This window comes from Heyndrickxia vini (assembly GCF_016772275.1).
Taxonomy (GTDB): domain Bacteria; phylum Bacillota; class Bacilli; order Bacillales; family Bacillaceae_C; genus Heyndrickxia; species Heyndrickxia vini.
Genome location: NZ_CP065425.1, coordinates 1,395,139 through 1,410,650 on the forward strand (window position 1 = coordinate 1,395,139; position 15,512 = coordinate 1,410,650).

Consider the following 15,512-nt stretch of genomic DNA (forward strand, 5'->3'; position numbering starts at 1 on the left):
ATGAAAAAAACAAAAATCGTTTGTACCATTGGTCCTGCAAGTGAAAGTATAGAAATGTTGGAAAAATTAATGAAAGCCGGAATGGATGTGGCTCGATTAAATTTTTCCCATGGCAGTCATGAAGAACACGAAGCAAGAATTAAAAACATCCGAATAGCTGCGAAGAATACGAATAAAACCGTTGCTATCTTACTTGATACGAAAGGCCCGGAAATTCGCACCAATGATATGGAAAATGGAGCGATCGAGCTTTGCGAAGGAAATGACGTTACTATATCAATGGAGGAAGTTCTAGGAACAACCGAAAAATTTTCTATCACATATGATGGTCTTATTAATGATGTTGATAAAGGGTCAAAAATTCTTTTAGATGATGGTTTAATTGAATTGGAAGTCACTTCTATTGACAAGGCAAAAAAGGAAATTAACACTAAAGTAATGAATAGCGGTGTACTAAAAAATAAAAAAGGTGTTAATGTACCAGGTGTATCTGTTAATTTACCGGGAATTACAGAAAAAGATGCGAGTGATATTTTATTCGGAATTAAACAAGGAGTTAACTTCATTGCAGCTTCTTTTGTTCGACGTCCGTCAGATGTTTTGGAAATTAGGCAATTACTAGAAGAAAATAATGCCCTACACATCCACATTATTCCTAAGATTGAAAATCAAGAAGGTGTTGATAATATTGATGAAATCTTAGCGGTATCAGATGGTTTAATGGTTGCTCGTGGTGATTTGGGGGTTGAGATTCCAACAGAGGCGGTTCCTCTTGTCCAAAAGGAATTAATTAAAAAATGTAATGAACTAGGCAAACCGGTAATTACAGCAACTCAAATGCTTGATTCAATGCAAAGAAATCCACGTCCAACAAGAGCTGAAGCAAGTGATGTGGCAAATGCTATTTTCGATGGTACCGATGCCATAATGCTTTCCGGAGAAACTGCAGCAGGATCATATCCTTCAGAAGCTGTTCAAACAATGTATAATATTGCTATTCATGCGGAAAAAGCATTGAATCACAGTGCAATCTTAACAGAACGCAGTAAAAATAGTGATCACAAAATGACTGATGCTATTTGTCAATCTGTTGCACATACGGCGATAAATTTAGATGTAAATGCGATTATTACACCGACAGAAAGCGGACATACAGCACGGATGATTTCAAAATACCGTCCTAAAGCTCCAATCATTGCTGTAACATCTAATGAATCAGTATGTTTAAGTCTTGCTCTAGTATGGGGAGTGTATCCTGGTATTGGACAAAAAGTAGAAACAACTGATGAAATGTTGGAATTAGCCGTCCAAGAAGGTTTAAATACAGATATTGTTAAGCATGGAGATTTAGTTATTATTACAGCGGGGGTGCCAGTTGGCGAGGCTGGAACAACCAATTTAATGAAGGTTCACGTAGTTGGAGATATTATTGCTAAAGGACAAGGTGTTGGCAGAAAATCTGCATATGGTAAAGTAGTGATTGCCAAAAATGTCAGTGATGCAAAAGCGCAAATTGTACCTGGATCGGTTCTTGTCACTTATGGGGTTGATAAAGAAATGGTTCCTTTATTAAAAAAATGTTCAGCATTGATTACCGAAGAAGGCGGTTTAACTAGTGATGCTGCTGTAGTCGGTATTAATCTTGGTATACCAGTAATTGTTGGTGTGAAAAACGCTACGAATTTATTATCAACTGGTCAAGAAATAACAGTGGATCCTGTACGTGGCGTGATCTACAATGGACATGCTAGCGTATTATAACTTGTTTTTCTTTTTAAAAAAGGTGTGAAACTTAATCGTTTCACACCTTTTTTTAGTCTATATTCGTTTTTTGTTTTCCTACGATAAAATCCCATGTATCCCGAAATACATTGGCATTATGTAAAGTAGTAATGATTACAAGAGTGACTGGTCCAAGAATTAATCCAAGAAAACCAACAAGTTTAAATCCAACAAACAATGCAATTAAAGTGGCAAGTGGATTGAGTCCTATACTTGAGGACAAAATTTTGGGTTCCATTATTTGTCTCTGCACTACAACTACTGTGTAAAGTACCCCTAATCCGATTGCAAGTGGAATATCTCCTGAAATCGCTTCGTAAATAATCCATGGAATGAAAACAACTCCAGTACCTAAATACGGAAGGATATCAACAATTCCACTCACTAACGCAATCGTAATTGCGTAATCTACTCTTAAGATCAATAGCCCAATTAATACGATGACCAATGTAATGGAGATTAAAGTTAGCTGTGCTTTGATAAAACCGAACAATGCTTTTTTTAGATCATTTAATACCGTTCTTCCGCTTTTCATTGCACGATCAGGAAGAAATTTACCACCTAAACGTGATAATCGGTACCAATCTTTGCTAATAAAAAAAGTAGCAAGTAATGAGAATACTAGAACTGTTGCAGCATTTGGTATCCACGAAACGAGAGCTGGAAGCTTTAAGAAAAAGTTCTGAAGAAAACTTCCAGCACTCGTAGCAATTTTTTGCCCTGCGGTTTGGATATTATTTATAATGGTATCCTGCTGTCCAACATCAAGGCTTTTAAATAAACTTGCTGCTTGATTATAGAGCGGTATTACCTGTCCAGCAATAAAGTTTTCAACAAACTCTACTAATGTATTTACATGTTTAGGAACAACATCCGCTAAATAATTTGTTCCTGAAACAATTTCCGCAATCAATAAAGTTATTAATCCAATAAAAACACCAATAATTAAAATAATGGATATAATAACGGCGAGTGTCCGAGGAAGTTTAGCTTTATGAGATAAAAAATTTACTAAAGGGTTGATCAGAAAAGCAATAGCAATGGCAATTAAAAAAGGATAAGTTACTTTTGATACGAAATAAAACAGCATCGCAGCAACTATAACAATGCCTACAACAATTAAAAATCGAATGGTTCGATATATATATTCGGGATTCAAACTTTTCCCTCCCATCTTTTAGTTTAATTTTACATGGAGTCGCCGGTAAAAAAAAGCGTAATGATAAACTTTTTACAACAATACATCATGAGAGGAAAGGATGTAATAAAAATGATTCAGTCTTACCTATTTCTTATATTATTGTTGACCATTGGTTTGATTGCTAAAAATCAATCGTTAATCATTGCCGTCGCTGCCTTACTCGTTTTGAAAATAATTGGAATTGATCAAAAAATGTTTAGCTTAATACAATCGAAGGGTATTAATTGGGGAGTAACAATCATTACTATTGCTGTGCTTGCACCAATTGCGAGCGGACAAATTGGGTTTAAAGATTTGCTCGAATCATTGAAATCACCATATGCTTGGATTGCTCTTGCTGCGGGTATGGCGGTAGCTCTTATAGCTAAGAATGGTATCACTCTATTAGCGCAAGATCCACATATTACGGCAGCGCTTGTTCTAGGGACAATTCTAGCAGTCGCAATTTTTAAAGGTGTGGCGGTTGGGCCGTTAATTGGTGCAGGGATTGCATATATGGGTATGAAAATAGTTGAATTATTCACATAGTAATGATCCGATTTATGGCGAAGAAGAGTTGGAAAATTATTTGAGAATAAAAACCATAATGATAAAATATTTGCAAAAAAATGTAGAATTTTAATACACATACTTACTAGATTTGTTTATAATAAAGGATGTAAGCGAATAAATATCAGTCCTCAAAATGGACAAGTTTTTAAATTATATTATAATAGGGTATGTGTGATCGTTTGCATTTGTTTTTACATAATGGGCAAATGCTTTAAATCGAATACGTTTCGGTTTAAAATTATTTTTTTATATCATATCGCTGCTCAAATAAAAGAAATTGTTAAAGGAGAGATGATCATGACAGCAACAAAAGGTCTTGAAGGTATTGTAGCAACTACATCATCAATAAGTTCAATCATCGACGATACCCTTACATATGTAGGATACAATATTGATGATTTAGCAGAAAATGCTAGCTTCGAGGAAGTAATCTACTTACTTTGGCATCTTAAATTACCAAACAAAAAAGAATTAGATGAATTAAAACAACAATTAGCAGACAATATGGAGCTGCCTAAAGAAGTGTTAGAAAGCTTTAAAACTTATCCAATTGATCGCGTTCATCCTATGGGTGCACTACGTACAGCTGTATCAGCGCTTGGTCTATATGACGAAGAGGCAGACGTTATGGAAGACGCTGCTAATTATCGTAAGGCAATCCGTTTACAAGCAAAAATGCCTGCAATAGTAGCCGCATTTTCACGTGTTCGTAAAGGACTTGAACCGGTTGCTCCACGTAAAGATTTAGGTTTTGCTGCAAACTTCCTTTATATGTTAACAGGTGAAGAACCTGAAGCTATTGCTGTTGAAGCGTTTAACAAAGCACTAGTATTACATGCAGATCATGAACTTAATGCCTCTACATTCACAGCACGTGTATGTGTTGCGACACTTTCAGATGTTTATTCAGGCGTAACTGCAGCAATCGGTGCTTTAAAAGGACCTTTACACGGCGGTGCGAATGAACAAGTTATGAAAATGTTAAGTGAAATTGGATCAGTTGACAATGTTGATGCATATATCCATGAAAAACTTGATAACAAAGTGAAAATCATGGGATTCGGTCATCGTGTATATCGTAAAGGTGATCCACGTGCAAAACACTTAAAAGCAATGTCTGAAAAATTAACAAAACTTACTGGTGAACCAGAATACTATGAAATGTCTACAAAAATTGCAGATATCGTAACATCAGAAAAATCTTTACCACCAAATGTTGATTTTTACTCTGCATCTGTATACCATAGTTTGGGAATTGATCATGATTTATTTACACCAATATTCGCAGTAAGTCGTGTTTCAGGATGGTTGGCACATATACTTGAACAATATTCAAACAATCGCTTAATCCGTCCTCGTGCTGAGTATACAGGCCCAGGAATGCAAACTTACGTGCCAATTGAAAATCGTTAATTAAAGATATTTACAAATGCGAAAAAAATTGTTCTAATAAATGATGTAGTTTGTGCGCTTTTAATTCGAATTGGAGGGAAAGACATGTCACAAGGTGAAAAAATTACAGTAGAAAATGGCGTTTTAAAAACACCAAACAATCCAATTATCCCATTTATTGAAGGGGATGGAACAGGTCCGGATATTTGGGCGGCTTCTCAAAGAGTTCTTGATGCAGCTGTTGAGAAAGCGTATAAAGGTGAACGTAAAATTGAATGGAAAGAAGTATATGCCGGAGAAAAAGCATTTAACAAAACTGGCGAATGGCTTCCATCTGAAACTTTAGATGTTATCCGTGAATATTTAATTGCAATTAAAGGGCCTCTTACAACACCTGTTGGCGGCGGAATCCGTTCTTTAAATGTTGCTTTACGTCAAGAACTTGATTTATTTGTATGCTTACGTCCTGTACGTTATTTTGACGGTGTACCATCTCCGGTAAAACGTCCTGAAGATACAGATATGGTTATCTTCCGTGAAAATACTGAAGACATCTATGCAGGTATTGAATACAAAGAAGGTTCTGATGAAGTAAAGAAAGTTATTGATTTCCTTAAAAATGAAATGGGAGTTAATAAAATTCGCTTCCCTGAAACTTCTGGTATCGGCATTAAACCAGTTTCTAAAGAAGGAACTGAACGCCTAGTACGTGCTGCATTAAATTATGCAATTAAAGAAGGTCGTAAATCTTTAACACTTGTACATAAAGGCAATATCATGAAATTCACGGAAGGTGCCTTCAAAAACTGGGGATATGAATTAGCTGAAAAAGAATTCGGCGATAAAGTATTCACTTGGGCACAATACGATAAAATTAAAGAAGAACAAGGTACGGAAGCAGCAAATAAAGCACAAGCAGATGCTGAAGCAGCTGGTAAAATCATCGTAAAAGATTCGATTGCTGATATTTTCTTACAACAAATTTTAACCCGTCCACGTGAATTTGATGTGGTTGCTACAATGAACTTAAACGGTGACTATATTTCTGATGCGTTAGCTGCACAAGTTGGCGGTATCGGTATTGCACCTGGAGCAAATATTAATTATGAAACAGGACATGCTATTTTTGAAGCAACACATGGTACAGCTCCTAAATATGCTGGTCTTGATAAAGTAAATCCATCTTCTGTTATTCTTTCAGGTGTGCTTTTACTTGAACATTTAGGTTGGAACGAAGCTGCTAACCTAATTACAAAGTCTATGGAAGAAACAATTGCATCTAAAGTTGTAACATATGACTTTGCTCGTTTAATGGATGGCGCTACAGAAGTAAAATGTTCTGAATTTGGAACTGAATTAATTAAAAATATGAAAAACTAATAACACAGCCTGACAACAGGCATATGAAATTGCCGGCTGATGGATCAAATCTCTTCTGCCGGCAATTTTTTTTGAATGATTAGGTTTTTTTAGTGCTAAAGTCATTACATAATATCCTAGAGGGGGACGTAACAATGACAATGAATAGAAAAAAGATCTCCGTAATCGGCGGCGGTTTCACTGGAGCTACAACTGCTTTTTTGTTAGCTCAAAAAGAACTTGGTGATGTAATTCTTGTTGATATCCCACAATCAGAAAATCCAACAAAAGGGAAAGCTCTTGATATGCTTGAGGCAGGTCCAGTTCAGGGATTTGATGCAAATATTATTGGTACCTCTAATTATGAAGATACAAAAGATTCTGATGTTGTTGTTATAACTGCGGGTATTGCACGTAAACCAGGTATGAGCCGTGATGATTTAGTCCAAACAAACCAAAAGGTAATGAAAAGTGTTACTCAAGAAATAATTAAATATTCTCCTAATAGCTACATCATCGTTTTAACTAACCCTGTAGATGCCATGACATATACAGTTTTTAAAGAATCTGGATTTCCTAAAAACCGTGTAATTGGTCAATCAGGTGTTCTTGATACTGCACGTTTTCGCACATTCGTAGCCCAGGAGCTAAATCTTTCTGTTAAGGATGTAACCGGTTTCGTGTTAGGCGGACATGGAGATGATATGGTTCCTTTAGTACGTTACTCATATGCAGGTGGAATTCCTTTAGAAACGTTAATTCCCAAAGATCGTCTTGATGCCATTGTAGAACGGACACGCAAGGGTGGCGGAGAAATAGTAAATTTATTAGGAAACGGCAGCGCCTATTATGCCCCTGCCGCTTCATTAGTTGAAATGGTAGAAGCTGTAGTAAAAGATCAACGCCGCGTCCTTCCTTCCATTGCTTATTTAGAAGGTGAATATGGGTATGAAGGAATTTACCTTGGTGTACCAACGATACTTGGTGCAAATGGGATCGAAAAAATTATTGAATTAGACTTAACAGCTGATGAAAAGGCTGCATTGGATAAATCTGCTGAATCCGTACAAAATGTAATGAAAGTTTTAGCATAATAGCTAATAGGTCAAACCAATTATCGGTTTGACCTATTTTTTTGTACAACAAAAATAAAGCGTGATATGATAAGGGTATGTCTTGCAACCGGTTACAATAAAGGGGAGTGCTGTGGATGCTATTAGGGAAAAAGCGAAAACTTGGGAGAAAAATCGAGCAAATATCTGTGGGGGAAAAACTAACATTAACCGAAAATATAGAGGATAAAGATTTACTTCTATATTTGGGATTAACGAACGATGCCAATCCACTTTACATTCAACATGATTATGCTACACAAACACCATATGAAAAACCTATCGTACCTACGATTATGTTAACGGGTATTATTACTTCTGCTATTTCTAAATATTTACCCGGACCAGGGTCACATATAATAAAACAACAGTTGAATTTCCACAAACCAGTTTACCACTATGCATCGATTCAATTTCTATTCGAAGTCATTGAAGTAAATCTTAAGCAGCATACGATAGATGTTTTTGTTGAAGCGAAAAATGAATCCAATGAAACAGTTATTAGTGGAAATGTAACTGTCTGTCCGCCACATCGGATTGAAACATTAAGTGAAAAAGTATTAGATAACTTTTAACCTTTTTGGTCAGCTTTTATGCTGGCCATTTTCCTTTTATGAAGTGTCCATGCTAAAATGATTAAAGGTAGATATACGAAAACTCGTATGATTTGGGAGGGAAGATGATTGAGTAATAAATTGATTTTAATCGACGGGAACAGCATTGCTTATCGTGCTTTTTTTGCTTTACCATTATTGAATAATGATAAAGGCATACATACAAATGCGATTTACGGATTTACAACCATGCTCATGAAAATTTTAAATGAAGAAAAACCGACTCATATATTAGTAGCATTTGATGCCGGAAAAACCACTTTTCGCCATGAAACATTTAAAGAGTATAAGGGTACTAGGCAAAAAACGCCACCGGAGCTTTCTGAACAGTTTCCATTTATACGTGAATTATTGGATGCATATGGTATTCAGCGATATGAGCTTGCAAATTATGAGGCAGATGATATTATTGGAACCCTTTCTCTTAAAGCCGAAAAAGAAGGATTTGAAGTTAAGGTTATTTCAGGAGATAAAGATTTAACTCAGCTTAGTTCAAAGGAAACGACAGTCTGTATCACGAAAAAAGGCATAACAGATATCGAAGAATATACTCCTGAACATATCAATGAAAAATATGGATTAATTCCGGAACAAATTATCGATATGAAAGGTTTAATGGGAGATGCCTCAGATAATATTCCAGGAGTGCCTGGAATTGGTGAAAAAACGGCGATAAAACTTTTAAAAGAATTTAACACACTCGAGAACCTGTTAGACTCGATTGAACAGGTAAGTGGAAAAAAACTAAAAGAAAAGCTAGAGGAATTTAAAGAACAAGCGATAATGAGTAAACAACTTGCAACCATTACGCGTGAAGCACCAATTACGATTGCACTTAATGAAACTGAGTATAAAAGTGAAAATGACGAAAAGCTGATTTCCCTTTTTAAAGAGCTAGGATTTAATTCTCTTATCGATAAACTTGATGTGAAGATTTCTTCTGAGCATGAAGAAAAAATGAATGATCTTTCTTTCGATATCATCGAAAATATAACGGAAGAACTTTTCACTTCAGAATCATCACTCTATGTCGAGATTTTAGAAGATAACTATCATACAGGTGAAGTTATTGGGGTAGGGATTAGTAATCGAAATGGAACCTACTTTTTGCCTGCAAACGAAGCATTAAAGTCTTCCTTTTTTAAAAAATGGGCTGAAGACGATTCAAAGAAAAAATTTGTCTATGATGGAAAAGGTGCGATTGTTTCATTAAGACGGTTTGGAATTGATTTAAAAGGGATCGATTTCGATTTATTAATTGCTTCCTATTTACTAAATCCTTCGGAAAATGTGGATGATTTTGCTTCTGTAGCGAAACGACATGGATATACAGATATTCAAAGCGATGAACAGATATATGGAAAAGGTGCAAAACAAAAAGTTCCGGAGCAAAAAATTCTTGCTGAACATGTGGCGAGAAAGGCAGTGGGAATATCTTCGGTTGTTGATCAATGCTTAAAAGATTTAGAGGAAAACAACCAATCGCAACTCTTCGAAGAAGTAGAATTACCACTTTCATTTATTTTGGCAATAATGGAATCTACGGGAATAAAGGTAGATGTTCAGCGGCTTAAAGAAATGGGCGAAGAAATCATTGGTAGACTTCAAGCGATAGAAGCGAAAATCTTTGACTTAGCGGGTGAAATGTTCAATATTAATTCACCAAAACAATTAGGAATTATTTTATTTGAAAAGCTTGCATTACCAGTAATTAAAAAAACTAAAACGGGGTATTCAACTTCTGCGGATGTATTAGAAAAGCTTGAATCGAAACATGAAATAGTACGAGAAATTCTTCATTATCGCCAATTAGGCAAACTGCAATCAACTTATATTGAAGGATTACTTAAAGTAGTTCATTCAGATAATAGCAGAATCCACACAAGATTTAATCAAGTACTTGCGCAAACAGGACGATTAAGTTCTGTTGATCCTAACTTACAGAATATACCTATTCGTTTGGAGGAAGGACGTAAATTGCGCCAGGCATTTATTCCTACTGAAAAAGATTGGCTGATTTTTTCAGCTGACTATTCACAAGTTGAATTACGAGTCTTAGCACATATTGCAGGTGATGAAAAATTAATTGCCGCCTTTAATGAAAATATGGACATCCATACGAAAACAGCGATGGACGTTTTCCATGTAGATAAAGATGATGTAACAGATAATATGCGCAGACAAGCAAAAGCGGTAAATTTCGGGATTGTTTATGGGATTAGTGATTATGGGTTATCACAAAATTTGGGGATTACTAGAAAAGAAGCAGCTAACTTTATTGAGCGATATTTTGCAAGCTATCCGGGTGTAAAAGAATATATGAATGATATTGTTCAGGATGCGAAACAAAAAGGATATGTCTCAACAATCTTGAAAAGAAGACGCTATATTCCCGAAATAACAAGTCGGAATTTTAATATTCGCAGCTTTGCTGAAAGAACAGCTATGAATACACCAATCCAAGGAAGTGCCGCAGATATCATTAAGAAAGCTATGATTGATATGGCCGCACGGTTAAAAGAAGAAAAACTTCAAACAAGACTATTATTACAAGTACATGATGAATTAATCTTCGAAGCACCAAGTGACGAAATTGAAATATTAAAGAAAATCGTTCCGGAAGTAATGGAAAATGCAGTAGATTTAGTTGTTCCACTTAAAGTTGACTACGCATTTGGTCCGACTTGGTTTGATGCAAAATAACGATTAAAAGTAATAAAGAGGTGTTAATTAGTGCCTGAATTACCTGAGGTTGAAACGATTCGTAGAACATTACAAGAACTTGTAGTTGGAAAAACAATTGAACAAGTTTCTGTTTTCTGGCCAAAAATAATAAAAAATCCAGTAGAAATTGAACAATTTACAGATGCTCTACGTGGGGAAACAATTACTAATATAAATAGAAGAGGGAAGTTCTTAATTATAAACACAAACACGTATGCGCTTGTTTCACATCTCCGTATGGAAGGAAAATATGGATTATTTAACGGGGAGGAACCGTTAGATAAACATACACATGTCGTCTTTCATTTTACGGATGGGACAGAACTTCGCTATCGGGATGTTCGTAAATTTGGAACAATGCATTTATTTCTTAAAGGTGAAGAAAATAGCCAACTTCCACTGTTACAATTAGGACCTGAACCATTCTCTTCTGAATTCACCAAAAAGTATTTGCAAGAAAAACTCCAAAAAACGGAACGAAAAATAAAACCGGTACTGTTGGACCAAACAGTTGTAACGGGATTAGGAAATATTTATGTTGATGAGGCACTATTCCGTGCCAACATTCATCCTGAACGAAAAGCTAACACTATAACAAACAAAGAAATATCAATTCTTCACCGCGAAATCATTGAAACCCTATCTGAAGCAGTTGAAAAAGGTGGAAGTACGATTCGTTCATATGTTAATTCACAGGGACAGATTGGTATGTTTCAATTAGAATTACTTGCCTATGGACGTAAAGGTGAACCTTGCAAAAGATGTGGGACTCCAATTGAAAAAATCGTTACAGGGGGCAGAGGAACACATTTTTGCCCAAAATGTCAGAAAAAGAAACATTAAATAGTTTAACATTTGATAAGCTCCTTCCATATATTATAGTTAGTGATGTGAGAACAGGAAGGAGCACTTTTATGGGCTTTCAGTTATCACTCTTAATGTTAGCATTTGCTGTTAGTTTGGATAACTTTAGTGCAGGTTTTACTTATGGTTTAAGGAAAATGAAAATTCCATTAAAATCGGTGATTATTATTGGAATTTGTTCAGGATTTTCCCTCTTTATTGCATGTTTGTTTGGGCGAATTCTGCAATCATTTTTGGAACCGACTTTTGCCAATCGATTTGGTGGAGCAATTCTTATTTTGATTGGTGTTTGGGTGTTATATCAGTTTTTTCGACCGGAAAAAGAAGGAAATGATACTAACGAAAAAGTTGTATTAAATGTGGAAATTCGTTCATTAGGAGTTGTCATTAATATCCTAAAAAAGCCCACATCGGCTGACTTTGATAACTCTGGAACAATCAATGGAATTGAAGCTTTTATGCTTGGTGTTGCCCTTTCATTGGATGCTTTTGGAGCAGGAATAGGGGCTTCAATGCTTGGATATGCACCGATCCATTTAAGTATATCTGTAGCTGTTATGAGTATTTTATTTGTTGCTGGTGGATTAAAATTAGGAAAAATGTTCTCTCATCTCAATTGGATGCAAAAAATTTCATTTTTACCTGGGATTTTACTTATATTAATCGGACTTTTTAAATTTTAGTGAGGTAAAGATATGGCAATGATTATAGGATTAACAGGTGGAATAGCAAGTGGAAAAAGCACTGTTTCAACTATACTTAAAACAAAAGGTTATACAATTATTGATGCGGATATAGCTGCAAGGGAAGTTGTCAATATTGGCGAGGATGCTTACAATGGAATTATTGAAGCATTTGGAAAGAAAATCCTTCTTGAAGATGGCAATATTGACCGCAAACAATTAGGGTCCATCGTATTTCATAATACAGAAAAAAGATTGCTTCTTAATAGCATCGTACATCCTGCGGTAAGGAACTATATGCAAAAGAAAAAGACAGAAGCAATCGAAGCAGGAAAACAAACGATCATAATGGATATTCCGTTACTATTTGAAAGCAAACTTACTTATATGGTCGATAAAACGATACTCGTTTTTGTCGATCCTGATATTCAAAAAGAAAGGCTAATGAAACGAAATCAATTATCTGAAGAAGATGCAGTAGCTAGGATTGGTTCACAAATGCGATTGAATGAGAAAATTCAATTATCAGATGCTGTAATCGATAATAATAAAACAATAGAGGAAACGGAAAAACAACTATATAACATTATTAATGAATGGGAATTGGAACCCTAATATGATGTCATAAATAAAACACCGAAACACCACTTTTCATTAAAGTGGTGTTTTTCGTGTGTTTTTTTTAAAATCATCATATTTATACTTACATAATCCGGTTAATGTGTTATACTAATTTCAGAAAAAGTATTAAATGAGTATAACGTTAATATTGGAGGCTAGCATTGATGAAAACAAAAATAGCAATTAATGGATTTGGACGAATTGGTCGAATGGTATTTCGAAAAGCGATATTAGAAAAAGATTTAGAGATAGTAGCTATTAATGCAAGTTATCCTGCTGAAACATTAGCGCATTTAATTAAATATGATACTACTCATGGAAAGTTTGATGTAGATATTCTATCGACCGATAATGAATTAATTGTTAATGGGCACCGGATCCGATTACTTAATCAACGAAATCCTGTAGAACTTCCTTGGGAAGAACTTAATATAGATATAGTCATCGAAGCAACTGGAAAATTTAATGAAAGGGATAAAGCTGCCCAACATATGCAAGCGGGTGCAAAAAAGGTGATTTTAACAGCTCCAGGTAAAAATGAAGATGTTACGATTGTGATGGGAGTAAATGAAAGCGCATTAAATATTGAAGAACATGATATTATTTCAAATGCATCATGTACGACCAATTGTTTAGCGCCAGTAGTTAAAGTATTACATGAGCAATTTGGAATTGAAAACGGATTAATGACAACTGTCCATGCGTATACAAATGATCAAAAGAACATTGATAATCCACATAAAGACTTACGTCGCGCTCGAGCATGTGCGCAATCAATCATACCTACTACCACTGGTGCTGCGAAAGCTTTAGCATTGGTGTTACCTGAGCTAAAAGGGAAACTACACGGAATGGCCCTAAGAGTACCTACTCCGAATGTATCTCTTGTAGATTTAGTAGTAGATTTAAAGAAAGAGGTTTCAGTGGAAGATGTAAATAATGCTTTTATTACGGCTTCGACTGGATCATTACAAGGGGTATTAGATTTCACAACAGAACCGCTAGTATCTGTAGACTTTAATACAAATCCACATTCATCAATCATTGATGGATTATCAACGATGGTTATGGAAGGGAAAAAAGTTAAAGTCCTTGCATGGTATGATAATGAATGGGGCTACTCCTGCCGTGTAGTTGATTTAACAAAGTATGTGGCAAAAGAATTAAATAATAAATCAAAAGTAAAAATAGGATAAACCAAAAAAACTTGCTGAATTTACAGCAAGTTTTTTTATTCCTAATTTATTGAAGTAATTAATTTTATTAGAGAAATTAAAAATGATTATTGCAAAAAGAATTTAAACCAAGTATACTATTTTTCGTGAAGTTTAAAATTTAATATTTGTGGCTACTTAAAGGGTTAGGACCTCTTTGGACTAACTTTCCCCCGTGGTAGTTACATAGTGAAACAGATCATATGTTTATTGACCGCAGAAAATATTAAGTTTAAGGGGGAAACGATCATGGAAACAATGGGTCGTCATGTAATTTCTGAATTATGGGGTTGCGATTTTGAAAAATTAAACAATATGGATTTTATTGAAAAAACGTTTGTAGATGCAGCATTAAAATCTGGTGCTGAAATTCGTGAAGTGGCATTTCATAAATTTGCCCCACAGGGTGTTAGTGGTGTAGTTATTATTTCTGAATCCCATTTAACAATCCACAGCTTTCCTGAACATGGATATGCTAGTATTGATGTGTACACATGCGGTAATTTAGATCCAAATATTGCTGCTAACTATATAGCTGACAGCCTAAATGCCCAAAAACGAGAAACAATGGAACTTCCTCGTGGCATGGGTACAGTACAAGTGAAACAGGTAAAAGTAAACGCGTAATTAATACATGTAAATTGTATATAGTATAAAACAGAAAAAACGAGGTGTATGTCCTTTCATCATACACCTCGTTTTTTCTTGTGATTTTCATCGATTTTCTATATCATGAAAGTAATAATGCTATGAACGGAGCTGATTAAATGAAATGTCCATCATGTTCACATAACGGGACTCGTGTAGTTGATTCACGTCCTATTGACGAAGGCCGTTCGATTCGCAGAAGACGTGAATGTGAATTATGTACTTTTCGTTTTACTACTTTTGAAAAGGTAGAAGAACCCCCACTAATAGTTGTAAAGAAGGAAGGGGTTAGGGAAGAATTTAGCAGGGAAAAAATACTACGCGGTCTTATTAGAGCATGCGAAAAAAGACCAGTAACACTTGCAGAATTAGAAAAAATAACATTAGATATTGAAAAACATTTAAGAAATTTAGGACATTCTGAAATTAATTCTAATTTTATTGGCGAGTTAGTTATGGACAAGTTAGCACAAGTGGATGATGTGGCATATGTAAGATTCGCATCAGTCTATCGTCAGTTTAAAGATATAAATGTTTTTTTAGAAGAATTAAAGGAATTAATAAAAAAAGAATAAAGGCAAGGCGATCTTTCCTTGCCTAAATAAAGGCAAGGCGATCTTTCCTTGCCTAAATAAAGGCAAGGCAATCTTTCCTTGCCTAAATAAAGGCAAGGCGATTATCCCTTGCCCCGCAGGAAGGCTAGAGTAGTTGGCTAGTCTTTTGCTTTTCTTATAAGGAAGTGAAAA

At 35.2% G+C, this 15,512-nt stretch carries 14 protein-coding genes; 13 read left to right on the forward strand and 1 reads right to left on the reverse strand.

Features of this window, described 5'->3' with window-relative positions; translation table 11 throughout:
- Complete coding sequence (pyk, locus tag I5776_RS06945; RefSeq protein WP_202779698.1) at positions 1-1,761, forward strand: pyruvate kinase; 1,761 nt, start codon at positions 1-3, stop codon at positions 1,759-1,761.
- A gap of 52 nt (positions 1,762-1,813) precedes the next feature.
- Here the strand turns inward: pyk and ytvI are convergent, their stop codons facing one another.
- The gene (gene ytvI / locus I5776_RS06950; RefSeq protein ID WP_202779700.1) at positions 1,814-2,941 is read right to left on the reverse strand and encodes a sporulation integral membrane protein YtvI; all 1,128 of its coding nucleotides are present in this window, start codon (positions 2,939-2,941) and stop codon (positions 1,814-1,816) included.
- Positions 2,942-3,052: 111 nt separating this feature from the next.
- Between ytvI and I5776_RS06955 the strand changes: the two genes are divergently transcribed.
- The 12 genes from I5776_RS06955 (at position 3,053) to nrdR (ending at position 15,341) form a co-directional block, all read left to right on the forward strand.
- Positions 3,053-3,511: a DUF441 domain-containing protein gene (locus I5776_RS06955; protein WP_202779709.1), complete on the forward strand. Its 459-nt coding sequence runs from the start codon at positions 3,053-3,055 to the stop codon at positions 3,509-3,511.
- A 321-nt stretch (positions 3,512-3,832) separates the two neighbouring features.
- The gene (citZ, locus tag I5776_RS06960; RefSeq protein WP_202780722.1) at positions 3,833-4,948 is read left to right on the forward strand and encodes a citrate synthase; all 1,116 of its coding nucleotides are present in this window, start codon (positions 3,833-3,835) and stop codon (positions 4,946-4,948) included.
- Positions 4,949-5,032: 84 nt separating this feature from the next.
- Positions 5,033-6,307 (forward strand): NADP-dependent isocitrate dehydrogenase, encoded by a 1,275-nt coding sequence (gene icd / locus I5776_RS06965; protein WP_202779711.1) that lies wholly within the window; start codon positions 5,033-5,035, stop codon positions 6,305-6,307.
- Positions 6,308-6,441: 134 nt separating this feature from the next.
- Positions 6,442-7,380, forward strand: coding sequence for a malate dehydrogenase (mdh, locus tag I5776_RS06970; protein ID WP_202779713.1), 939 nt, complete (start codon positions 6,442-6,444; stop codon positions 7,378-7,380).
- A gap of 116 nt (positions 7,381-7,496) precedes the next feature.
- Positions 7,497-7,973: a MaoC/PaaZ C-terminal domain-containing protein gene (locus tag I5776_RS06975; RefSeq protein ID WP_202779718.1), complete on the forward strand. Its 477-nt coding sequence runs from the start codon at positions 7,497-7,499 to the stop codon at positions 7,971-7,973.
- A gap of 108 nt (positions 7,974-8,081) precedes the next feature.
- Entirely contained in the window at positions 8,082-10,715 is a 2,634-nt protein-coding gene (gene polA, locus I5776_RS06980; protein ID WP_202779719.1) for a DNA polymerase I, read from the forward strand.
- A gap of 30 nt (positions 10,716-10,745) precedes the next feature.
- Positions 10,746-11,579 carry a DNA-formamidopyrimidine glycosylase gene (gene mutM, locus I5776_RS06985; RefSeq protein WP_202779720.1) on the forward strand — a complete coding sequence of 278 codons (834 nt, stop codon included), beginning with the start codon at positions 10,746-10,748 and terminating at the stop codon, positions 11,577-11,579.
- Between the two features lie 71 nt (positions 11,580-11,650).
- A complete protein-coding gene (gene ytaF / locus I5776_RS06990; protein WP_202780723.1) occupies positions 11,651-12,283 on the forward strand; it encodes a sporulation membrane protein YtaF in 633 nt (210 codons plus the stop codon).
- A 12-nt stretch (positions 12,284-12,295) separates the two neighbouring features.
- Positions 12,296-12,898 (forward strand): dephospho-CoA kinase, encoded by a 603-nt coding sequence (coaE, locus tag I5776_RS06995; RefSeq protein ID WP_202779721.1) that lies wholly within the window; start codon positions 12,296-12,298, stop codon positions 12,896-12,898.
- 170 nt (positions 12,899-13,068) lie between these two features.
- Complete coding sequence (locus I5776_RS07000; protein WP_202779722.1) at positions 13,069-14,100, forward strand: glyceraldehyde-3-phosphate dehydrogenase; 1,032 nt, start codon at positions 13,069-13,071, stop codon at positions 14,098-14,100.
- Positions 14,101-14,367: 267 nt separating this feature from the next.
- The gene (gene speD / locus I5776_RS07005) at positions 14,368-14,745 is read left to right on the forward strand and encodes an adenosylmethionine decarboxylase (protein WP_202779723.1); all 378 of its coding nucleotides are present in this window, start codon (positions 14,368-14,370) and stop codon (positions 14,743-14,745) included.
- A gap of 140 nt (positions 14,746-14,885) precedes the next feature.
- On the forward strand, positions 14,886-15,341 hold the full coding sequence (nrdR, locus tag I5776_RS07010) for a transcriptional regulator NrdR (protein ID WP_202779732.1): 456 nt from the start codon (positions 14,886-14,888) through the stop codon (positions 15,339-15,341).
- Positions 15,342-15,512: the final 171 nt, after the last annotated feature.